The sequence below is a fragment of the bacterium genome (genome assembly GCA_018812485.1).
GTDB lineage: Bacteria > JAHJDO01 > JAHJDO01 > JAHJDO01 > JAHJDO01 > JAHJDO01.
The window spans coordinates 20968-45418 of the sequence record JAHJDO010000042.1 but is presented as its reverse complement, the minus strand read 5'-3'; the positions used below and the strand labels follow the sequence as shown (position 1 = coordinate 45418).

The following is a 24451-nucleotide window of genomic DNA, read 5'->3' as shown; positions in this document are numbered from 1 at the left end:
TCATCACAATCAGTTAAACTGTAACTTTAAGAAAGCAATAGCTGCTTTGCCCAGTTTCTTGACATCATCTATAGATTTAATAGCGCATAACTGCTTTTTGACCATACCTAAGCTAAAATAGGTTCTTCTGAAGGCTTCCTTTTGCTTCTTCAACAAAATTTCTTTTGTCAAACCATAGGGGACAAATACAGGATCCGCAGTAGAAATTATAAGTTTCTGAAAATTTGAGCGATCAAAAGTGCCATATTTTTCAGCTGTATTCCATAATTCAGTTCCTGGAAACGGAGTCATCAGGCTGAAAACTGGATAATGTGCTTTCAGGGACTTTGCAAATTTTATTGTTTTCTCTATTGTTTCAAGCGTTTCACCTGGATTCCCGAGAATAAAAAATGTTTTTAACACTATCCCTGCTTTTAGAACCGCCTCGCAGGATGATTTAATCTCATCCAGAGAGACCCCCTTCCCTATCAAACGAAGTACCTCAGGATCTCCGGACTCTGCGCCTATGGCGCAGATCCAGCAACCTGCTTTTCTCATTTCATTAAAAATGGTTTTGTCTTTTATGTTTGCACGCGTAGCAGAGTACCAGCTAACATCAAGATTTATCTTTTGTATCAGACCGCATATTTCAAAAACTCTCTTTTCTTTAAGAGTAAAGGTATCATCAACGAAACATAATTCTTTAACACCGAATTGCTTAACCAAATAATCTATATAATTAACCACGTACTCCGGACTATGATATCGCACTGTCTTGCCAAAAGGAGTCTCACAAAAAACGCAATTATATGGGCACCCTCTTGATGTTATCAATGTCATATACGGCGATCTCTTGGATTGCAAAGGATAAAATTTATATTTTGAAAGCGGAGGTAACAGATGAACGGCTGGAAATGGCAGGCTGTCTAAATCATCAATCCGTTTTCTCGGTTTGTTTATTATTATTTTGTCATCACTGGTCTTATAAGCCAATCCATCTATTTTGTTTAGCTCATCAGAATTACCTTCAATATGTTGAACTAATTCTAATAAAGTCTCTTCTCCTTCCCCTATTACGCAATAGTCAACTGCGGTTTCGGTTAATATCTCTTCAGGAAGAAAACTGGGATGTGGTCCGCCTAAGACTATTTTTTGTGATCTTTTCGTTTTTTTTATTTCAGAAACCAAACTAGATACAGAAAAGTAGTTAGATGTACTGTTATATATTCCTATTAAATCTGGAGAATCGCTCATAACGTCTTTGACGATATTGCTGAGACTGCTCCCTAATACATTAGCATCAATTATCCTTACTTCTTTGTATCCATATTTTATTAAATAGCTGGCCAAAGCGCATAAACCCAGTTGAGGCAGAAAAGAAGCTAAGTCGCTGTAGTTTCCATATGCTTCATCCAGAGTAAGCGGCGGATTTATTAAAGTTATTTTCATTTTTACTCTTTTCCTATTCGCATACGTTTTTCCTGAATTTGAAATAAGGATTGACAAATGTCAAAACTCTTCTAAAACCCTGCGCTTTAAACAAGGTTAACAAAGAAAGACTATAGTATAAATATTTATTAGTCGGAAACCTTTTTTGAATATCATTCTTTAGCATCCGTTTCAACCATTTGGCAGGCAGTAAATTAATCAATCTAAAAAGTAAAGCGTACTGAACCTGCTCTTTAGATTTCTTTTTATCAACGATGGTTCCTTTAAATGCCTGATCGCCAATCAGTTCATTTTTCATGATTTTAGAGAACTGCTCAGAGCCAATAAAACCATTATCATAGGAATACTTTGTAATATCGGAATCAGGATAATAATTAAGGAAATATATTGATACCCATTTTACTTTGTTATTGATAAAAAAATCCAAAGATTCTTCAATATGCTCTTTTGTCTCACCTGGTAAATTAAAAATATGGTCTAAGCTGTATTTAACTCCATGCTCTTCCAGATGGTTTATGGCTTTAGCAACTTGTTTTTTAGTTTCTCTTCTTCTTAGTACATTCTTTTTATATTCTTCATTTGCAGTCTGAAATCCCATACATACAACATTGCATCCAGACCCGGCTAATAATGACGCTACCTCATTATTTATCACCGCAGGAAAAGCTATGCAATTATAAGGAAGATTTATTTCTTTGCTATATTTCTCCACAAATTCCGATAACCATTTAGGTGTTGTAATAAAAAAATCGTCCCAGAAAGAGATCTCTTTATATGGCCATTTTCGCAAAGCTTGTTTTATCTCTTTAATAATAGAGTCCACGCTTCTTTTCCTGACTTTTCCAGCTCCTCCTCTGACCGTTAGTCTGGTATATTTCCCGGAAGAACAATAGCTGCAGGAATTGACACATCCACGGCTGGTTGACATATTCAACTGAAATGGAACACCTGGATATACTTCCTTATCATAAAACGGAAGAGCATCTAGGTCATCGACAAAGCTGGACATTTCGTTGTGAACAACAGTCCCTCCTTTTTCTCTGTAAACGATATTTGGCACATCATAATACTTTCCTAAAGCTATTTTTTCAATAAGTTCCACAATTACAGGTTCTGCTTCTCCCCTGAATACAAAGTCGCAGCAGGTATTCTCTATAAAAAAATCTGGACTCATAGTCGGGAACACACCTCCTGTTAAAATAGGAATATCTGTTCTTCTGCGAATGGCTTCAGCTGTGTTTTTATAGAACATGTAATTTGAGCTTAAAACAGAAAACCCTATAATATCAGGTTTCCTTCCAATTATCTCATCAGCTATCTTATTAAACGAATAATATTTACTGGGATTACGATAAATATCGATGCCTTTCATTTTAGAAAATGTGTAATATAACAACTCCACATCATGACCACTCTGTTTCAATACAGATGAAATAGATGCGATGCCAAAATTAAACGAAAAATTATCAATAAATAATATTTTCATAGTTTTAATCTGAAATTGTCTCTACCTTTCCGGTAAGATGCTTAAACAGCTGTTTGAAATACCATCCCATAATCCATTTTGCATAGTAGTCCTTGCGCACAAAAGAAACAAACACATCAATGACGATGATAGCAAATATCTGGAATGGGATATACCTGAATATGCGATATATCCCAGAGTTTATCAGAAAATTCATGATTCTCTGAGAAACAATAGGAAGTAAACGGAACATGATATGGTATGTCTTGAGTATTCTCATTCTCTGCGGCTCCATTGATGAGCCTGTTGATAAGTAGTTATTCTGAAGCCCCTGAACAATTTTTATTTCGTTTCCTTTGTTTATATAGCCTTTCAATATGGCCATTCTGGTAATATCAACGCTTGGCAAATACTGAAGCCAGAATACGGACGAACGTATGAGTCTGCGATATTTTGCAAGAGTTTTAAGAGCTAAAATCAGGTCGTCCTCCGACTCTCCCGGAAGACCCAACATCAGATCTGCGGAAAAATTAATACCTGCTTTTTCAATATTATCAAGCGCTCTGATAATCTGCTCGTTAGTCTCGTTGCGAAACAGCACTTTTTTTCTTACTTCGGGATTTAATGATTCAATTCCTATTTGAATATGATGACAGCCTGCCTTTTTTAATTTGACTGCCAGGTCTTTTTGAAACAACAGAGGATGTCCCATTATTCTGAAAGGCAACTGAATCTCTTCAGGATAACGCGCAAGAAACTCATCAAACCATTTGCTGTTACCTGAAAGTACATTATTTTTTATATCAACATAACGGATACTATAACGTTTTTTCATTGCCTTTAATTCGTCTAATACAGCATCAACAGATTTTTCTCTGAGAAAATGTCCTAATCCTTCTTCTTTTTCCCATTTCCAGAGAAAATTCTGCGTACAATAACTGCAGTGGGCAATACACCCCTTAGATGTAACAGTAAGGTAATAGTCCTTCATTGGGATAAACTTTTCATATATGGTTTTGTCTACAGCTGGAAAAGCTTTGGGGTCCATTAATAATCTAGGCTTGTTACGAATTACCTTGCCGTTTTTCTTCATCCACAAATTGGAAATACTTTCTGGCGATTCCTTCTTTTCAAGCGCTTCAAGCAATTCCATGAAAGGGGTTTCCCCCTCCCCTACAATCATGTAATCCACCTCGTCTCTACTGATAACTTCCTCCGAGCAGGAAGTAGGATGCATTCCACCCCATACAGTAATGCACATGTGGCATTTACGTACTTCACGTACCACTTCAAGACCCCATTGGTAATTATCGGCGAATACAGACATAGCAAGAATATCAGGCTTCTCCCTGATTATTTCTTTTATCATTCTCTTTTTTTCAGTGAACATACGGCTGAGAAAAGGAACGGAAAAATATTGCTTATCATCAAATAGTGAACGATCAAAAGCCACCTTAACTATATGCCCAGCCTCTTTAAGAACTGTCGAAAGATAGCTGACTGATATATTCTCAGCACCCATAACAGGAAAAATTATCTTCATATCTCCTTTTTCCTCAAGACGAATCTGAAGAGATTGCCCCGTTTAAATAAAAGATTAAACATAGCAACAAGCAAAGATTGTATTCTTTTATGTTTTGACAGCCATAGCCTATGAGAAAATGTTGAGTAGGTCTCAAGCAGGAGTACTTTATATCCTGGAAAGCATAGTTTGCAGAACTCATCCGGTATGAACCCGCTTTGTAAATCAATAGACTTATCATACTGCTCCAAAGGAGAGTGATACTCTACCATCTGAAGTATCTCTTCACGGCAGACGCCGGGAGCATTTGGATATCTGTTACGGAGCAGATCATTGAACTCACGCACGACTTCATTGCTAATACTTATACTTCCGCCTATTCCTTTATATAAAGCTGCTCCTGCATAAAACAACTTCTTTTTAAATGCTTCCTTATTTGGCTCATGGCTTCCAATCACAATTCCATCTTCTGCGAGAAACCTGTCAATGATATCTGCAAGCTTATCCGGATGAACAACATGATGAAAAACCGAGCTGGCAGTAATTATGTCAAATGTTCCATTAACATCATCTAAACTGGTTGTAAAGGAAAATCCGGGATATTTCCCAAGCGTTTTCTTAGCTTCCTCAAGTATGTTTTTAGAAATATCCATACATACAAAATCACTAAAATTGACCCCCATTGCGACAAATCTTTCACCCACAAAGCCATTGCCGCATCCGATATCAAGCACTCTCAGATCGCATTTTTTGTCCATTATAAACTTCGAAATACACTGATCCCACCACTGTGCGTCTCCGGCATAAATCTCAACATGGTCACAATGGTACTGCTCAGCTTCAGCATCATACTTCAACTGGTTGAATCTACTGACAAATGTTTCTTTCTCTGACTCAAGATCAGAATCCTCAAGCGCTTCAGTAAAGACCTGTCCTCTTGAATTATAGGGATATCGGATTCCAAGAAAGTATGCGACTGTACAGCAAATATCCATAATTGTTCCCGGCCGCTGTATATGGAATCCTTTTTTGATACCCTTCCCATAAATCAAAAAGGGCACATATCTTTCTGAATCAGCTATAAGATAGCTGTGGTCAATTGCCGCTATTCCATGATCAGAACATACAATAACCGCTGTATCATCTGACATGTTATTTGATTTCATCCAATCTATAAAATCTCCTATACGCTTATCAATCCTCTGAAGAGCTTCCTTGTATTGCCTAGACTTACTGCCGTAGGCGTGAGCAAGAAAATCCGCTTCGCTGAAATCTGCGACAAAAAGACGTATCTCTGGTCTATTAAGCATATCATCTTTAAGCCAGTCTACCATTATATCGTCGGAAAGATATACGGAATGGCGGGGCAATGAGACTATACGTGTCTGCCAGTACTTCTTGCAAAAATGTTTAACATGCATTGAACCGTATGCAATAGACGGGACAATATCAGGCAAACCCTCTGTTACAATTGATTGTCCGAAGTTGTTGCTGCGGACGCCGTGAACACTGGGAATAGTACCCGTAAATATACTTGCAAATGCAGGATTGGTTAACGCCCGATATACAGTCTCCAGTCCAAATGCATGGCTTGTACCCTCCTTGGTTAATCTGGCTATTGCAGGTAAATTTAATGAGTCAAAAACATCTTTTCTTACACCATCTATATTCAGAATCACTACCCGTTTAAATATCGGGTTAGCCCTGACATCCGGCTTATGGAACTTGCTGAAAAGGTTTTTGGGTCGCATTGAACGGGCAAGCAAAGCACAAAAAAAGAGAATTACTCCCGCTGCCCCAAGCAAGGTATAATCCTTTATTGCTCGGCATGAAACGGCTGCAGCTATACAAAAGGATACATAGAATGAAAAGAAGACACTCATAGAAAAAGAAACTGTTGTTGGAGCAACCGTAAATAATGAATTGTATATTTTTATAAAAGCAACTCGTATATCACGGGCAACTATTGAATCAGGTATGCCCATAAAAACAAACTGTATTATAAAAAACAGGGCTGTATTTACAATAAAAAGAGCCATTATTAATGACCCTGAAAGATCTAATACAATTCCAAGTATAATAAGTACAGGAATAGCAAGTATCACAAAACTGGGATAAAAATCAGCGATTTTTGCCGTAATCAACGCAAACAACAGAGATAGCACCAGCACTATAACATTGACTTTTCCCGGAAAAACGATGACAAAAGAGCTGATTCCTACAAGAATAAAATATGTATCAATCGTGTTAAAGAAGTATAAGATTCTAGCAAAGATGCTTTCAAGCTCTTCATTGTAAAATTTAGATATTATTTTCAAAGCAGAACTAATCCTATGCCTATTGTTGCCTATGAGCATGGTAAGACTTCACCAAATCGAAAGACTGTTTAATATGATCTTTAGTTGATGCGCCGATGACTAATGATTTTATGTTATGAAATGAAAAAAGATATTCATACGCTTCACGCAGAGAAATGGCTCCGGATGCAAGCGTTCCTATTGCTAAAATCTCGCACTTACCATCGTTTATAACTTCTTCACATGCTGCCTTGCTTGGATTCATATAAAATCCTTTTTTGTTAACCGATGTCATTATCAACGGGTAATCAATCCCTAACATCTGGAGTTTATTAAGAAGTTTTGGCAGATTTAGAGTCCCAAAACCGGGAATAACATTATATTTATCCTTTATATAAGAATAGTAGTGTGAAAGTATTTGGTCAAGGCCAAGGCCAAGCGCTAAATCAACAACTATGGTATGTAGAAATATGGCTTTTATTTTCAAACCTCTAAAAAAAGCCATCTCTAAATCTATTAATACTTCTAACATCTTGAGAATATCTTTTTTCATCAGACCTTTTCCGCCCTCAATTATAAGACTGGCTTTCATACCGAAGCTGAGCTGACTCAGGATAGATTTCATTAGCCCTGTTATTCCACCCTGCGTTGTTGCTCGTCTTACATATTTAGCAATATCAGGAATATTGGGGTAAATATTAAGATTATTCTGAAGAAGATCGTCGTTTCTAATAATATTAAGAATCCTTTCCACTTCTGCATGGGTTGATAACATCATGCCTTGCGCCCCTTGAGAGATCGCATATTCGATTATTTTTTTAATTTCGTTATCATCCTGAAACTTGATTGCCTTGAGTTGTCCGAGAGCTTGAGATAAATGATTAACGCCTGAAAATTGGTTATCTCCTAAAATTATATTGTCAATCCTTGCAGACATACTTATAATTCCTCCAAATCCATCGTTATTCCCTGACCATTCACGGCTGAAGACTTATAGATTGTTTCAATTATTTGCTGTGTAACACCCGTATGAGGCAGACTGTTTAAATGATCTGACTTGTGAGTTATACATGCGATGAATTCTTCTAACTGCAGAGTGTAAAACTCTTCGAATATTTCAAAATTTACGGGGGGCCTCAGGTCTACAGCGTACTGAACTGTCCATCCTTTTTTGTATGCCCCACCGCCTTCATTTAAAAACAATCTAACTTCGTCTGTTGTTACTATCACCTCACCTTTTGTTCCTATCAGATGTATTTTCATGCTGGGAACGCGGTAGTTTGGCACTGCCCATGAAGATTCAATCCATCCCGTCAGCCCATCATTGAAGCTATATACCGCGTGCACATAGTCCTCTACCTCTTTTGAATACCAATTAGATGTTCTTGCCATAATTTCATGAGGTTTTCCCAGATACCAGGCTAACATATCAATAACATGAGAAGTGGAATCTATGATGACTCCCCCGCCTGATTCGCTTTTCTTGAAACGCCATCCTCTCTCAGGCTTACGAATGTCTGAAGAGTACATTACACCGTTAAAAAGAATAATTTTACCGAGCAGACCGCTATCAAGTATTTCCTTTACCTTCTTAAAAGTGCTTCTGTACCTGTAACAGTAGCCTGTAATTATCATCAAATCACTATTTCTCAAACTTGCTTCCCTTAAGGTGTAAAAATCTTCTAAATTCTGCGCCGCTGGTTTTTCAAGAAATACGTGGCATCCATTCTCTATACAATCTATTGCTATCTTTGTATGTGTGTGAACCGGCGTAGATATTACGACAAAATCCAGATTTTCATTCATTAACATGTTTTTGTGGTCTTTATATGTTTTAACATGAGGCATTAAAGTCTGGATAGAACTCAGGATAAGTTTAGAGTTATCTACAATCGCAGCAAGTTCAACGTTCTTAAGTGAATTCAAAATACTGGTATGCAGCATCCCCATTTTACCAAATCCCACAACTCCAAACCTTAACATGATTAATCCCTTATTTTTTACGAAATCAGGTAAACCCCACCACTTTACCCTCAATTTAGATTTTATATCAAACAGATGAGGCTGTCAACGTCTAGTGTTGTAAAAATAAAGAAACCGAAGGAAGCATTGTCTTAAAAATTCATGTAGGAAAATCCTGGGGAACAACCACTATAGAACGTTTGCGAATCAAAGAAATAAAAAAGTCTGGCGATTAGTTCAAATAGTTAATTCTTTAAGCTTAAACCTTGTCTAAACCATTCTAAAAACAGACTAGGGTATTTCGGTATAGAGTAAACGATATTATTTTTCATTGCACATTCCCAGGTACAAAAGCAATCCCTTTTATTTAGAAACTTAAAAAAATCATAAGCTTTTTTTGTTTTTAAAACTTTATTTATATCGTAATTGAAATCGCATACATTACCAAAGTCAACATCCAACATCTCACAGGGGAAAATTCTACCGTCATTACCTATTTCTATAAGCTTTTTTCCTACCAAACAAGGTATTAAGCTCTTCTTTTCTTCTTTTGTTTTGGCGATTAACTTAAAGCAGACATTATCCAGTGCCCTAACTATGCTGGATCTTCTGGAATTGATTGCGTTTTGCTTTGCGATTGTCTCGGTCGCTTTCATATAGGTATCCAAATCAACTTGGTCTGCGCTTTTTTCCAATGTATCCCCGCGAACATAATTCAGGATCATTTCTAATTTTAATCCTTTAGTTATATAATCAACAATATCAAATATATTATCTCTGTTAAAGCTAGAATAAGTGGTTATAGCAAGTATTTTCAGGTTAGGGTAATACTTTTCTAGGTTTCTTATTTTATCTATAGACTCTAACACTCTCCCAAAGATTCCCGGTGCGTTTCTTATTGAATCATGTTGATCCCCAAGACCATCGATAGAAAAACTCACTGTAAGGTCTAAACCAGGACAAGTTCTCAGTATTTTTTTTATCTTGCTAACAACTGAGGTAACTGCAAAGCCATTGGTAATAAAATTTAGCATTTCTAAGTGGTTATTCTTAAAGAAGCTTTGAGTTATCTCCACAATGTCTTCTCTTAAACTGGGTTCTCCACCACTATAGGTCATGTATTTTATGTTACCCCAAGATTTAGACATCTTTTCAATCTCTTCTAAACTAAGATCGTCTGATACACCCTGTTCTTGTACCTTCTTCCAATTAAAACAATGTTTACAGCCAGCGTTACATTTAGCAGTTACGAAGAATATGACATATGCCGGAGTTTTTGATAACAAAAAAGTTATCTTCCTTAAGGTCGAACACACCTTTGTAAAATAATGCATTAATCCTGCTTTAATAACCCCTAGACCCATTGCAAAATACCAAAGATAAGTTATGGGGATTGAACGAATGAAAAAGAATAATCCTTTCTTTCTAGTGACGTAAATACCCTGATCAAGGTCAGAAAGAAGTTGGATTATAATGGTAGCTAAAAACAAAAGGAAAGTCCAACCTATAAACGACGAAATAAGAAGTTCTAAGATTCCAATTACCGAAAGCAGGGAATTAATGCCCTCTTTTAAAGTCCCATGGCCTCTATCGAGTTTGAAGTTTCTTTGAAGGACAAACCTTCCATAGACGTAACTTCTTCTAAATAACTTCTTAAATCTTGATAAAAAATTCTCAAAATTATGGTGTATACGAAATGAGGAGTCTAGAAATATCCTGTAATCGTGCTGTTGGATGACTCTTCCAATCTCATATTCTTCCCCGCCAGCTGACTTAAAAACGGTATTAAATCCTCCAATCTCAAAAAATACTGATTTATCAATTGAAAAGGACATTGAACGAACAGCTGTACTATATGGCGCCATTAAGCAAGCTACATAATTCCAGATTACTGCCATCAGTTCTGGAATATATCCTGGAGTCAAAGAGCAAGGAGATATTTGGCATTGGCATACTTTAATATCTGTCCTTTGGTGGGCTTTGGCAAATCTTGACAAGGTATCCCGCTCAACTTCCACATCTGAATCAAAAAAGACCAGTATATCGCCTTTGGCATTATTAGCCCCTTTATTTCTAGCATTGGCTACACCAGCATTTGTTTTTAGATCTACAATTTGACAGGGGAATTTTCTCGCTATCTCTAAAGAATCATCAGTACTAGCATCATTTACCACTATTACCTCAAAATCAGGGTAATCTGAGCCAAATATAGACCTTAAACACCCTTCTAGGTATTTCTGGTCATTATAAACTGGTACAACTACTGATAGCATTAGGTTTGTCTTCATTGAATTTCCTTACATGCTTTCATGAAATCAGGTAAAACTTATTCTAAAAATATCTGTCTTTTATTTTCTCATAGACATCTTCTGCCGAAATAAGTTTAAGACACTGATTGTTTGTACAATCACTCATCTTGTGGTTGTATGTGTTAAGGCAGGGACTGCAAAATAGATTCTTATAGAAAACTAAACTTCTATCTGACATCGGACCGTAAAGATTTGGTGTTTCCGGACCAAAGAAACCAACTATAGGAATTCCTATTGCCTCAGCGATATGCAACGGTCCGCTATCGCTTGTAATTAGACAGTCCATCTTAGATAGGACGTATGAAAATTCCATGATATCGAGCTTGCCGGCTGTAACATGAACCCCTCTTTTGTCCGGGAGCGATTCATAAAAAGATATTACTACAGGCAAGTCCTCTTTTCCGCCGACAAGATATATCTGCAGATTATTACAATCCTGCTGGATTAAACCAATCAGCTTTCGAAAGTTTTCCTCAGGCCATCGTCTTCCCATGAAAAGATTACCTGCATTAATATTTACCGCAATTTTTGGGCGATTATCCTTTAGTTCCGGAAATTTTTCCATAACCGAAAGTTTCTTCTCTTCAGGAACATTAGGCGCTAGCAAACTAATATCTTCGGGGTTTTTTATGTGAAGAGCATCCAAAAATTTAAGAAAGATCATCCGAATATGACTGGAATGGTCAAAGACAACCGTGCAGGAATAGCAACGGTTTCTTCTGGGGAAAAAACTCTTAAATCCCAAAGAGTATATACTACCCGATATTTTAGTTATTAAGGCTGAAAAATACGCGAAGAAGTCCATATCTATTACCAGTGAATATTTTTGTCTGTAGGACAGGATGAATCGAATTGTTTGTTTGAAAAAATTTAAAATTCCCTTTCGTGAATCCATTACATGTACATTTCGAAATAATCCAAGACTCTCAACTATCTGCTTATTATCTGAGAATGTGAGGATATCCAGCGCTACGTCAGAATATGACTGCTTTAAAGAGTGGAAAAAAGGTGTTGCCTCCAAAATGGAACCAAACCCCCAGAATTTTATTATTAGAATATTTTCAAAATTCGCATTTTGGGGAATTTGTTTTGGAAAAGGGGGTAAAAGAGTGATTAACTGAACTAATACCCTCCCCACGAATTTATCCAGAAGTGCAGCCAGTCTGAAATTCATTTTCCTCGTATTATTCCGTTTTAGTCTGTATGAACACATAAGGCAACTTAAAAATCAAACACAAAAACACAAGAATCCAACCAAGAAAAGTTACGACAAAACCTATATTGCTTGAAAGCGGCTTGTACTCCATCCACAAAAAATGCTTGCCTTTATTTAACTTTACTCCTATAAATCCTAGATTTGCTTTATGTATCTGAATCTCTTTTGCGCCTAAAAAAGCTCTCCACCCCTTTAAAGCAGCTGTATTATAAACAAACCAACTATTATCTTTTCCGCATTCTACCTCAAATACCGCCTTTGAACCAATAATTTTTACTATCTTTACCTTATTATCTGTAGCGTTAATATATGGCACATCTGAATAATCCTCAGATTCTGATGACTCTATTAAAACTGACCTCCACATATTATCCGGTATGCTGGACATATGATGTGAAAAATTATATATCAAATCTTCTGAAAGAGGCCACTTATTAAAATAACTGTATTTTTTTAGATTTACTAAATTTTCACTCGGCTTGATCACTTTTACCCACCTGGCAATATATGCCTTGCCATAGGATTGAGTGTTCTCTAAAACTCCCATCTCATAATGCTCATTAAATCTGGGTGTAAATCTGTAAGATTCTGGCAATCTCAAAGGTATAAAGCCCATCTTCTTAAGATTATCTACATCGAAAAGAGCTCCGGGCCCTATATGCTCCTTCTCACTCATCCTAAGATAATATTTAAGGTACATAACGTAATCCACGCCATAAATGTTTAAAAGTTTTTTAATATCCGGCATATTTTTTAACGCCATCGGCGTTAATTTTTTCACATCCTTCATTTTTGGTCTGCCCAGAGTATCGGAAAAATTCTTTGAAATAAGGTGTTTTAATTCTATTGGCCAGCAATGATAGGCTGTTTCTCCTGGATGCCTGTTAGCTAAAAGATCAGGGTAAAGGCTCTTTAAATGGAAGCTAACATCTATTGAGGGAAAAGCCGGACCAAGACCGTAGAAAAGCCCTGCTGACAATTCAGAATTTTTGCCGACCGGCAATAATGTAGACTGAGTACTTCCCGAAGTGTTGACTATAAGATTGTATTTGTCAGGGAGATAAAACTGAACTGCATTATAGGTGTCAACTATTAAAGGCGCCCAAGCTGCGGGAGATGCCCCAATTACTATCTGTATCGGACCATAATTCATATAGAAATTATCTATCTCAGGGGCAATTGCTTCAAAAAGTTGGAGCTGATTAGTATAATTTTTATCAAGAATATTTTTGATCTTTTTATAATAATCCATAGTTTCTTTATAAGTTTCTTTCGAAATGATTTTTTTAAGATACAATTCCGTCTTGTCTTTTTTTGTTGCTTCAACTTTTTGGTTAAATTTATTTAGCTTTCGCTCTAAATATTTGAAACTCGCTTTGTCATGCTGATTGTTTTTTAAATACGTAACAGCAGTGCGAAAGGAGGTATATATATTATCCTTTGATTTTAGTTGTTTATTATTTTTTTCTATTACTAATTTAGTAACACGAGCATCAATGGTAAAAAATGATAAGAGCGCAACAGAAATAAGCATTAATTTAATCAAACATTGCAGGTTAATATCTTTAAACCTTATTGATGAATAAATCAGTAAATATATCCCAGTTAAAATGCATATATCCAAATATATTTTCTCAGGGTGCTTCGGAGATGATGGTAAGAAGTACACAAATATCAGATTCAATATATATACAATGAAAACTATGTTAACAATCTTTAGCCTTTTTAATTTAAGCATATAATCAAGCCCAATCATAGCTCCCACTAAAGCAAAAAAGAAATAAAATATATTCATTCTGATAAAATCATGAACTCTAAGACGACCTGTAAATCTCATTAATTCTGATAACCATGAATGTGTTCCAATAGCCATGTTTATACCTAAAAAAAGCAGTGTCGCCAGAAAAAAGAAAGAATTCCCTATTGATGCATTCTGACTGCAACCTGCTCTGTTCTTGAATAATTTACTTAAAATATGTAAACAAAAAATAATAACTGCGCTATAAATCATTAACATCACAAACTGGCTTGTAAAAAAGAATATTGGCGGATTAGCAATCGGACTAACAAGCCGGGTTGTTATTACATTCTCCCTGATTCTGAAAAAGAAGGTTGACCAATGTACTAATGATGAGTCCCAAGGCAGCCCTGCGTAAGGGTTAGAATCATACAAAGCATATTCTCTTCCTATCAATGAGTTAAACAGAGGTATCAATTTATAGGACAAACTTACCATATGAATGATTGGGAAAATTGCTATATTTATAAAAAATTGGGGGATTGACTTTAGCTTGAAAGGATTTCTCTTAAATAGAAGAAACGCTAAGTAAATATTATATGAATTGCAGAAAGAGAAATAGAGAAAATTTATCTCAGGATGAGAGCTCAGTGTGTATTCAGAAAGACTTGCCACCAGCCCTGCCAGCCCTATACCACTCAATATACCTATAGCAGACTTATTTAGCGAGTAAGCACGATTAAGTAAAAATAAAACCCATGGAAGAAAGAGAAATGGAACCTGATGAATAGAATACTCTGTGCTGTTAAAAGACAAAAATGCTGCATTACCAAGAATAAATCCCAGTCCGCCTATAAATGAAGGTGAAAAGGATAATCTTAGTCCGTAACGAAGCAAGAGATAACATCCATAGGAACCAAATACATATAACCAAAAAAACATAAACTTGATTGAAGCATATTTACCCAGCGTATCTACTAAAGGAATATCAAACAATAAAACAATTAATGAGGATAATTCGCTGATCATGTAGATACCCTGTGAATAGCCGCCAAGCTTGCCCTGCTGTGTAAAATTACCTATGAAATCATATGCCTTTGCATTCTCCCATTGATGCTCGAAATTTAGAAAAAAATCAATCCTGCCCCATGCATCAAAAAAACTTGTATGATAAAGAGGTGAAAGACTTTTGAATGTTACTAGAAATACACTTGCTAAAATTATTAAAACAATAAGCGGCTCTTTTATCTTATCGTAGAACTTTTTATTCCGGCGAATCTTTAAAAATATAATAACTGTTGAAAATATCCAAAACAAACATACAGGATACAGAAGTTTAACATTACAGGCCGATAGCCAGAACGCAGTGAAAGGTAATGAACAAACCAATAGATTATTTGCTATTCCCTCTCTTTTTTGATCAATAATTAAACTAATTAAACTCAGCCCCAGCCACAAAACACAAAAAATCAATAAGAATTGCATGATGGAGATACCATACCAGCTCAGAGGATAACAATATATTAATTTGCTGGAAGCTACTGATAACTGTTTAATCTTGAACCACAGTCCGAATATTGTAGATGAAACAAGAATTATAATGAAAGAACTGAGCAACGGCCTCTTTGCCAGCCTTGAGTATATAGCCTGCCACTTTGAACGGATAATATTAATACCACATACACACTGTGTTAATCGATTTTGCATAAGTCCTATCATTATTCTATTTCATAAATTCGCCAAATTATTTTACCATCAAGACCTTTTATATCAAAAGGAATAGATTCAGGATGAATCTTCATAAAGATATTTCTCCAGGCTTCGTCAGAATACTTAGCCCACATATGGTCATCGAGGTAAGCGAAGCAGTAAAACATTTTATCGCTATTTTCTTTGAGAGTGGATTCCATTTGCACCCACTTATTCTTATCTTTATTGTCTGTACTCTGATGTATTCCAAAATCCGTTAAATTGATAATTTGAGGAATATTCTCTGTAAAAAGACGCATCATCATATTTGCATCGGGCAAACCGACAGCACTTGTAATGATTATTTTTGTCTTGTCAGTATAGCCTTTTTTAGAAAAATGTTGATAAATCTTATAGTGGGCTCTATAAGAACTATAAAAATTCTTGCTTGGAAGATATCTAAAAATTATAAAAGATCCTATTCCCATAGAAGAAACGGTTAATAAAATTGCTAAGAAATAAATTGACTTACTTTTTGATGTTATTTTTATTTTCTGACGCAGAAGAAAATGCATCCACTTGCTTTCTCTTTTTCTATACAAAAACGCACCCACTACAGGCACTGAACTTGCTGCCAGAATAAAAACAGGGGGGAGTTCTCCAAAAATGTTCTTCTGCCTTACAAAAATAATAAAACTATAAATGGCGAAATAAGTCAGAAACCAAATGAAGAAAAACACATCTTTCCGTTTCCTGCTGCGAATATGAATAAAGCAAGCAATTGCAAAGAAAAGAGAGATTAGGTAGTTATAGACCATCGGAATTGATGGGAGAGAAGCGCCATGATGCCAGTCCTGGGTTTTCCCATTAATAAACACACCTTGAATATGGTGCCTAGTGTTCAGAACCAGCTTACTCCAGTCAAACAACATAATTCCATGTATTGTGTGAGATGCCGTTGGTCCCCAGGAAATGTAATTTTTAATATATGTAATAAGTGGATTAAAGGATAAATTCAAATAAGAGGAGTGAAAATAATTTAAGGCAGCTCCAGAAAAGATAGCGATTAATGCGATTATAAAAAAGTGCCCAATGTAACAAATCCTTCTTTTTGTAACAACGTTATATATACAAAAAACAAATATTATTATGGGAATTAAGAAAGAACCAACATGAAAAAATAAGAAATTAATTCCCATAACAAAGCCTGAGATAAGCATGAAATACCACCTATTTCGTTCCATAAACAGCAGAAAAAAATAGATGGTCAGCAAACTGAAGAACAAGTTATATGGTTGAGCTGGGTCAGCGCTAAAATTATAAAGAACCCATATATGCGGAGAAAATGCCATCAATATACTTGAAATCAATCCGACCAAAGGACCATAGAATAAATCAGCAATTAGAAAAACAAGCAAAGCTACGCCTATACCCATACATGTGGCCAATAACTTATTTGCAAGCCATAAATTAATGCCTCTAAGATGAAATGTTTTATAGAAGAAATGTGTTGGAAGATTAAAAAAATTATATAATCCCCAATTAACAGAGTACTCTTTTTGGTTATTGAATATTTTTTCAATAAAAGGATCTTGTTCTTTTTCAACCATTTCGCTCCAATGTTCATGACGAGTTTTTTCTTCATAATCAACAAAAAAAGCTGTAAATGAGGCGCCGGCAGCATTTAGATTCAAAGCTCTATATCTAACAAAGCTGACTCCAGCAGCAACTACAAGAGCGAGCATAAAGCAGATATACCGTCTTTCTATTAAATTTGTCTTTTGCTTCATAATCCTTTTTCTTTATTTTCTTGCTTCAATATATATTGACCCGGCTATTTCAGAAATAAGCGGAATTGATTCTGCAAAGTCACCTATGTCTTTCATAAAGGGGACCAAACCCTTTGGAGTCTCTGGATGCAAAAAATCAAAAGTTTTAAGTTTGATATCACGAAATCCGTGTTTTATTAATTTTTTCTTCAATAGCCAGCGAAAAAAAGCTGCCTCATCAGGAGAATCCCCGGCTAATTTTTTAAAAAGTGAAATATTCTTCTGAACAGCAATTTGGGGATTCATCATATTAGGTTCAGTGAAAACCAACAAGCCCTCTTTCTTTAAAACTCGGTAAAATTCAGCTAAAGCTTTATCTACTTCAAGATGATGTAATACTGAACTTCCTATAACTATATCAAATAAATTATCTGCTAAGCCTAAACTGGATGCATTCTGTAACAAAAAGGTAATGTTGCCAATACCAACATTGCTTTTCGCAACTTCAATCAAATCATAAGAAATATCAATTGATACTATCGTTGCCTTTTTATTCTGAAGCGACTTTGTCAGGTAGCCTATTCCACAACCCACTTCCAGCACCTTCATCTCGGGCGTAACATTAGAAACGAGCATCTCAACTCTACGCTTCCATCGTTCTCTACCAGCAGGAGTTTCCCAACCCCAAACTTTACCAGCAAAGTTAACTATTTTTCTCCCATGTTCAATTTCGTTTAGAATACGCTGATCCATATAAACAATATTCTATTGATTTTTTAACATTAATCCACTATTAAACTTTATATTTGTTCCTCATCTGAGAAACTGATATCCTGAAATATATTGAAGCAATGTCATTACATCAAAACTGTAAAAAAGACTCTTCTCAATAGTAAAAATCGAGGCGCATTGGTGACAGTCCAATTTTTTATAATAATTCCATGCCTTCCTCAGGCCTAGTTCGTAAACATTGGGAGGATTAACCTCTTTACCCCATAGCGGCAAACAGGGATAGGCACTACCATCACTATCAATATAAATATTGGATGATGCCAAAGCGCATCTAGGTATTCTCAGTTTAGAAAATTCCTTTGCCTCACTTTTTGAAAGGATAGTGTTATCTACTGGCCAATCTTCCATAATCCTAATACATTCCTTTATCACTCTTGCTGGGGTAGATATTCGCACTCCCGATTTTTTCATTTCGTAATATCTCTTCAAAAATGCTATAACATCTTCTCGACCCAACGAAATGTCCTTCTCAGCTGGTTTTGTGAAAGCTGTTATATCGCAATATCCATAATTGATCATTACATCGTACTTCTTAGATAAAGCTGACATATGTTCTAAAGTGCATATTGTTTCTGGAATCAAACAAGAGTGCAACCTACACACAATACCATGTTCTAAAGCAAGTTCCAGCGCTGCAATTGCTTTTTTGTAAACACCCTTACCTCTAATGCTATCATTAGTATGTTCATCTCCATCTATACTTATTACAAGCTGATCAACAGGTAGTAAATCATTGATTTTTTCCTCTACATAGGTCCCATTGGTGTACAATAGGCAATACCTGTTTCTTTGTTTGATAGCCTTTATTATTTCGCCAATATCTTTTCTTAATAAAGGCTCTCCTCCAAATGGAACAATAACCTGAGCTCCTAGTTTACAAGATTCATCAATCAAGTATTCCAATTGTTCAAAAGTTGGTTCTTTGGTATTCGCGATTTTTTCTTTTTTGTCTAATGGATAGACAAAGCACATTTTACAATTTAAATTGCAGTACTTAGTGACCAGAATTTGAGATGTCAATGGTCTTCTAATACCAAGAAGATTATACATCCACATTGCAAGCCCGATTCTAGCTCTGGATACTGATTTTGGTAACATATCTATTCCCCCATTAGAGATTTGGCACCCTTAAGAAATTTTACTTTAGTCAATGCCGCCAAAGATATCCGCAACATTCTAGTGCCATTGAATAGTACATTTTTCATTTTAGTATATCCATATGTTCTATCAAAGTAATGGACTGGAAGGTCAATGATTTTTAGATTTAATTTTGTTGCGCTAAATAAAAGATCGTAATCTCCCCATAAATCATCAGCTCCCCAATGACCGATGTATTTTTTCATTCGAAAATAATCATCTCGCCAAAAAACTTTAGTCCCACAAAGCGTATCTTTTATCCTTTGGTCCAAAATGTAAGAAAACAGCAAGCTAAAGAACTTGTTCCCTAATATCTTAGAAAAATTCATAGCACCTTCTTCCATAGGATAGATTAGACGAGACCCATTTATAAATTCTCCTTTTCCCTCAACAATTGCCTCAAAAAAATAAGTCAATTCCTCGGGAATAACAGTTAAGTCTGCATCAAGTATCATCAATATATCACCTTTAGCCGCTTCAAAACCCGCCCAGACATTTTTTGACTTGCAGATACCGGGCCCATAAATCAATTTTATGTTTTTATTAGAATATTTTCCCTTAACCCGCAGAATTTCTTCAACAGTTCCGTCTTGCGACTTATCGTCACAAAAAATCATTTCTGTGTGTTTACCAATTTGAGGTATTCTCTGCACGATATTTTCAATATTATCCTTTTCATCTTTACATGGAATAACAACAGAAACGGAATAATCCCTATAATTTTTTCGGCTTACAACCTTTCTTACGACGAATACATGGTCCAGGCATAATCTTTGCAATAAAGGAAGTCTTGCAACTATATTATTTAAAAAATTTGCAATAACAGGAATATAGATCGGACAAAGAATAATATTAAAACTTTTTACAATTTCATATCCCGTTAAATACAACAAGTTTTCCATATCGCAAGCAGATAACCAATTCTGAGTAGGCTGTTTTATCTTAAGTCTCAACAGATTGGCCAAATTTATTAAAGGCTGCCATAAAGCATTATAATTTATAATTATTATTCTTGTCTTATGGTCTACTGCGTCTTTAAATCCACTCAATAACTTTTGGACATCTACAACATCTCCAAGTGCATTCACTAAAAGAACATACTCAAATTTCTGTTTTATATTAATGTTTTCTAAATCCTGTACCTCAAAATCAAGATGTTTGTATCTATCCTTTGCAACTTGAACCATATTGATACTATAATCAAGACCGAGACCATATCTGGGATTTACAGCATCAAGATAATACCCTGTTTCACATTTAATTTGTAAGACTGAACTCTGTGGCTCAACAATAAATCTTAGAATCTTTTTAAAATAATCATAGTAGTACTTATTTTTTTCTATCCAACTATCTCTTTGAGAAGCTACATTATCATAACTTTCAGTTATAAATTTTTTCCGTAATTTTAACAAATCCAACGAATTGAGTTTTTTTGAACTTGGGCTTTTATTTGACATGCTTTTATATTTTAAAAACTAATTTTTGTTCATATTAATTTATAGTCTTTGATAAAATCTTATTAGAGATAAATTTTGCCCTTTTATCCCAATCCCATTCCTTAATTATCAAATCTCTTGCCTCGTCGGAAACCTTTAAATAATAACCTTTATTCTCCAGAAGTTCAATAATCTCCTTAGCGAATTTTTTGTAATCACCCTGTGCCACTTTAACCATCCCTCTAGGATAATAAGTCTTTAATGCCTCCAGGTCAAAGCCTACTCCTGGAATCCCCCATGCCATAGCTTCTGCAGCTGCCATGCCACCACTATCATAGATTGCTGGATGAATTACTATTTTACCTTGTTTAAAGATTTTGTATTTTTCTTCTCCATCCTTAAACCCCAATAAATCAATATTGCGCTCCAGGTCGCTGCGTTCAATTCTTTGTCTGATCTCATTCTCCAGAGGACCGCTTCCTATCATCGCAAGTTTTGCTGCTGGCTTCCTTTCGCAAACCAAATTCCAAATATCTATAAGTTCCAAAACTCCCTTCTGTGGATGGAATCTTCCTATAAAAACAGCATCATACTTTCTTTCTTCAACAGGTATAATCTTATTAGAATTTAAATATTTTTCGGAAGGATATATATCCACTCCACCTCGAATTACTATGATTTTGTTTCTGTCTCTTTTTTCTGTTACAAATTTTTCGACATCTGGTTCACTCGTCACAAAAACCATATCCGCAAATTTTTTGACAATCCAATAAACAGGCAGCTGCATTAACCAATAAAACAGCCCAATTATCCATCTTTTACCTTTGTAAGGAGAATCTTCCTGCCATGGTTTGGGGGCAAAGAGGTAAAATCCTGCAATCCACCTTGCCTGCTTATTTTTTATCTTCATTATAAACGCAGGGATTGAATCCGGCCAGAAATCAGAAGAAGAATATATAATAGCCGGTAATTTTAAATTGCATCTCAAAGATTTCATGCATCCAATAATAACACGTGAAAAATAAAGTATAGGGAATCCTGCTCGCTTAAACCTTGCAGCTTTCCAAATGATATAATTAACTCCTGTTAAATGATTTTTCCTGCACATTTCAAGCCCTTCTTCCCAGACAAAAATGTTTATTTTATGCCCCATTTGTGCCCATCGTCTTGCGCACTCAATAAATATATTATCCCCTCCGCTTAAAAGAGGTCCTAAGGCAGCATTAGCAATAATATTAATCGCTGAAGTCTTACTCATACTTTGATTTCCTGCTTAACCCACCAGCTTAAGCTTGCTCGGTATAGAGAGTCGCAATTTTTGCAAAGTTCTATTTTGCATCCCTCCCCTCTTAAATGAAGTTCTTTTATTCTGCTCAGCTTGTCAGAATTCCAGATTTCCCTGATTGTCTGTTTGTTCAGGTCTCCGAGTTCAATGGAACCATCATAATCCTTACAACAAAGGACTACTTTCCCATTGCTCATAACCGTAGGCGCACCCCATAGTATGGGGCATGGATAGAGACGCCCCTTATGAACCTTTGAGAAGGACTTTTTTGTGAAGCAGAAATCATCCTCTCGCCGAGAGTCGGCTAATGCCATAGTGAAGTGGTCTGCACCCGTTAAAATTTGCGCCAGTAATTTGGACGCGTGTAAATTATCCTTTGTCACTATTGTGGAGTGAATGATGATCTGTGGTTTAGCACTGTTTTTTTCCCGACGGCAATCTATTAGTTCTTTAATATTGGCACAGGTCTCCTCAAAATCAGCGCCAACTCTTATATGCTCATAAGACTTCTTTTTGTCACTATCAACACTAAAGACTATCCAATCAAGTTCGCTTTCCAAAATTCCCTGAATTTTATCAGGTGTCAGCAGAGTCCCGTTTGATGTAAAACCTACTTTTAGCCCTTTTTCTTTTGCATAGCTGATTCTTTGGAAGAGTAAATCATCCAATAGCGGCTCACTATACAGGCTTAAATTTAGTTCAGTGAAACCATTTTTAGAGACATCGTCTACAATTCTCTGAAAAAGGCTCATTGACATCTTGGTTTTGGGACGGGTCATTTTTGGATATGGACACATTATACATTTCAAGTTACAAATATTGTAGGTCTCAATTGCGATTTGTTTAGACGGCAAAGAAAGTTTTTTAGAAATCACTGGAGAATATAGGCGTTGGTATGCTTGTACCAACAGAGGCAAATTGACAAGGTGCATTATTCCATCTATTATCCATGGTTTTTCAATGGACGCCTTAATATATACAAACGATGCGTATTGAGACAGTTTCAAAAACATGGTTTTTTCGCAATCATTATTTGTCCTTTTGGCATTAAACCCAGATAGCTTCCATTCCACTTATGCTTGATCGCCTTAAACCCTGTTTTGTCCAAAATGTCTTTTAGTGTCGCTTTTGTAAAAAATCTTATATGAGGATTAGTTGGATAAAAATATTTTCCCCAAAAGAAAGCTGCTACAATTATTTTTTTCGCCAGATTAAAATCCGTTGTTGTAATTAAAATACAACCACCTGGTTTTAAAATTTTATTGGCTTCTTTAAATATCTGCTCTGTATCCATTATATGCTCAACTACCTCCACCATTGTTATGAAATCAAAGCTCTCTTTAGAAAAAGGCAGTGTTGCCTGAGAAACAACTTTAAACTCAATTTCAGGATATTTCCTTTTTGCCTGAGAAATAGCATTTTGAGATATATCAACCCCTGTTATTTTTTTAACTTTACTGAATTTACTCAAATAAGAAGTAAAAGTTCCATCTCCGCATCCTATGTCCAATACATTCCCATAACAATATGGTTTTGCTATATCCGTGATTTTTATAAGATCTTTTTCGTTCCACGAAGGAGGTGAAGCAGCCACCCCATTTTGTCCAAAACTTCTTTTCCAATATCTTTCATAATAATCCATAATTTGTCCTATTTAGTTTTCTTCTGAGCTATTACTTCTATTGCATAATAACCAGGTATGGGAAACATACTTATTTTTCTCAAAAACTCTACTGGTTTAGTAGCAGGTATTGCATTCCAAAAATCGTTTCTAAAAAGCCCAAAGACCCTTTTTAGTAAGGGATCTATCAAAGGAAATTTCAGTCTTGGCGTTTCAGCCTTTAATATAATAAACCCATACTTATTTAATAATTTTAAAAAACTACTTAATGAACCGTATTCCTGCAAATGGGACGGCTCTAAAACAGATTTGCCATTTTTATCCTTATAAAAATACCATGCATTCCGAGTTTTTAAGACAGTAGTAATTAAAAAATATCCTTTGTCTTTCAGAATTCTTCTAACTTCTTTTAAAAGCTTATCATCATCTACATGTTCAATAGTCATAGTACTAGCAACAAAATCCAAACTTTCGTTACCTAAAGATGTTTCTGTTACATCTTCCTTAAGAATAGTTGCTTCAGGAACCATTCTTTTTAAATAGGTTACAGCAATATCCGAAAAGTCAACAGCTATTAGTTTTGCCGTGGTAATCTTTGAAATATTATATAAGAGTGTACCTCCCCCTGCACCTATATCTGCTACTGTTTTACTATCTCGCAAAAGTTCCTTGGCAAAACTCCATATTTTTTTATCGTATATTACAAATTGTACCTCTTTGGGAGAAAAAAATGCGTTCTTTTTATATTGAACTTCAAAATGCTCTTTTTCGCTACTGGTACACAT

Annotated in this window: 17 protein-coding genes; all 17 read right to left on the bottom strand. The window is 35.5% G+C overall.

Annotation, left to right across the window (positions count from 1 at the left end; all coding sequences use genetic code 11):
• Positions 1–9: 9 nt before the first annotated feature.
• The gene (locus KKC91_03285; GenBank protein ID MBU0477575.1) at positions 10–1428 is read right to left on the bottom strand and encodes a B12-binding domain-containing radical SAM protein; all 1419 of its coding nucleotides are present in this window, start codon (positions 1426–1428) and stop codon (positions 10–12) included.
• Positions 1429–1441: 13 nt separating this feature from the next.
• Positions 1442–2914 carry a B12-binding domain-containing radical SAM protein gene (locus tag KKC91_03280; protein MBU0477574.1) on the bottom strand — a complete coding sequence of 491 codons (1473 nt, stop codon included), beginning with the start codon at positions 2912–2914 and terminating at the stop codon, positions 1442–1444.
• Positions 2915–2918: 4 nt separating this feature from the next.
• Complete coding sequence (locus KKC91_03275) at positions 2919–4436, bottom strand: radical SAM protein (GenBank protein ID MBU0477573.1); 1518 nt, start codon at positions 4434–4436, stop codon at positions 2919–2921.
• Positions 4433–6733, bottom strand: coding sequence for an alkaline phosphatase family protein (locus KKC91_03270; GenBank protein MBU0477572.1), 2301 nt, complete (start codon positions 6731–6733; stop codon positions 4433–4435). Before KKC91_03270 ends, KKC91_03275 begins: the two co-directional genes overlap by 4 nt.
• A 19-nt stretch (positions 6734–6752) precedes the next feature.
• Positions 6753–7649, bottom strand: a complete 897-nt coding sequence (locus KKC91_03265) for a hypothetical protein (GenBank protein MBU0477571.1) — start codon at positions 7647–7649, stop codon at positions 6753–6755.
• Between the two features lie 2 nt (positions 7650–7651).
• Positions 7652–8695: a Gfo/Idh/MocA family oxidoreductase gene (locus KKC91_03260; protein ID MBU0477570.1), complete on the bottom strand. Its 1044-nt coding sequence runs from the start codon at positions 8693–8695 to the stop codon at positions 7652–7654.
• Positions 8696–8919: 224 nt separating this feature from the next.
• Entirely contained in the window at positions 8920–10962 is a 2043-nt protein-coding gene (locus KKC91_03255) for a glycosyltransferase (GenBank protein ID MBU0477569.1), read from the bottom strand.
• Between the two features lie 43 nt (positions 10963–11005).
• Positions 11006–12157, bottom strand: coding sequence for a glycosyltransferase family 9 protein (locus KKC91_03250; protein ID MBU0477568.1), 1152 nt, complete (start codon positions 12155–12157; stop codon positions 11006–11008).
• 10 nt (positions 12158–12167) lie between these two features.
• Positions 12168–15644 carry a YfhO family protein gene (locus tag KKC91_03245; GenBank protein ID MBU0477567.1) on the bottom strand — a complete coding sequence of 1159 codons (3477 nt, stop codon included), beginning with the start codon at positions 15642–15644 and terminating at the stop codon, positions 12168–12170.
• An 11-nt stretch (positions 15645–15655) separates the two neighbouring features.
• Positions 15656–17416 carry a glycosyltransferase family 39 protein gene (locus KKC91_03240; protein MBU0477566.1) on the bottom strand — a complete coding sequence of 587 codons (1761 nt, stop codon included), beginning with the start codon at positions 17414–17416 and terminating at the stop codon, positions 15656–15658.
• A gap of 12 nt (positions 17417–17428) precedes the next feature.
• Positions 17429–18148, bottom strand: coding sequence for a methyltransferase domain-containing protein (locus KKC91_03235; GenBank protein ID MBU0477565.1), 720 nt, complete (start codon positions 18146–18148; stop codon positions 17429–17431).
• A gap of 60 nt (positions 18149–18208) precedes the next feature.
• Positions 18209–19285 (bottom strand): radical SAM protein, encoded by a 1077-nt coding sequence (locus KKC91_03230; GenBank protein MBU0477564.1) that lies wholly within the window; start codon positions 19283–19285, stop codon positions 18209–18211.
• Positions 19286–19287: 2 nt separating this feature from the next.
• Positions 19288–20781, bottom strand: coding sequence for a glycosyltransferase (locus tag KKC91_03225; GenBank protein MBU0477563.1), 1494 nt, complete (start codon positions 20779–20781; stop codon positions 19288–19290).
• Positions 20782–20815: 34 nt separating this feature from the next.
• On the bottom strand, positions 20816–22018 hold the full coding sequence (locus KKC91_03220) for a glycosyltransferase (protein MBU0477562.1): 1203 nt from the start codon (positions 22016–22018) through the stop codon (positions 20816–20818).
• Positions 22015–23118 carry a radical SAM protein gene (locus KKC91_03215; GenBank protein ID MBU0477561.1) on the bottom strand — a complete coding sequence of 368 codons (1104 nt, stop codon included), beginning with the start codon at positions 23116–23118 and terminating at the stop codon, positions 22015–22017. Before KKC91_03215 ends, KKC91_03220 begins: the two co-directional genes overlap by 4 nt.
• On the bottom strand, positions 23049–23687 hold the full coding sequence (locus KKC91_03210) for a class I SAM-dependent methyltransferase (GenBank protein MBU0477560.1): 639 nt from the start codon (positions 23685–23687) through the stop codon (positions 23049–23051). Before KKC91_03210 ends, KKC91_03215 begins: the two co-directional genes overlap by 70 nt.
• Positions 23688–23695: 8 nt before the next feature.
• Complete coding sequence (locus tag KKC91_03205; GenBank protein MBU0477559.1) at positions 23696–24451, bottom strand: class I SAM-dependent methyltransferase; 756 nt, start codon at positions 24449–24451, stop codon at positions 23696–23698.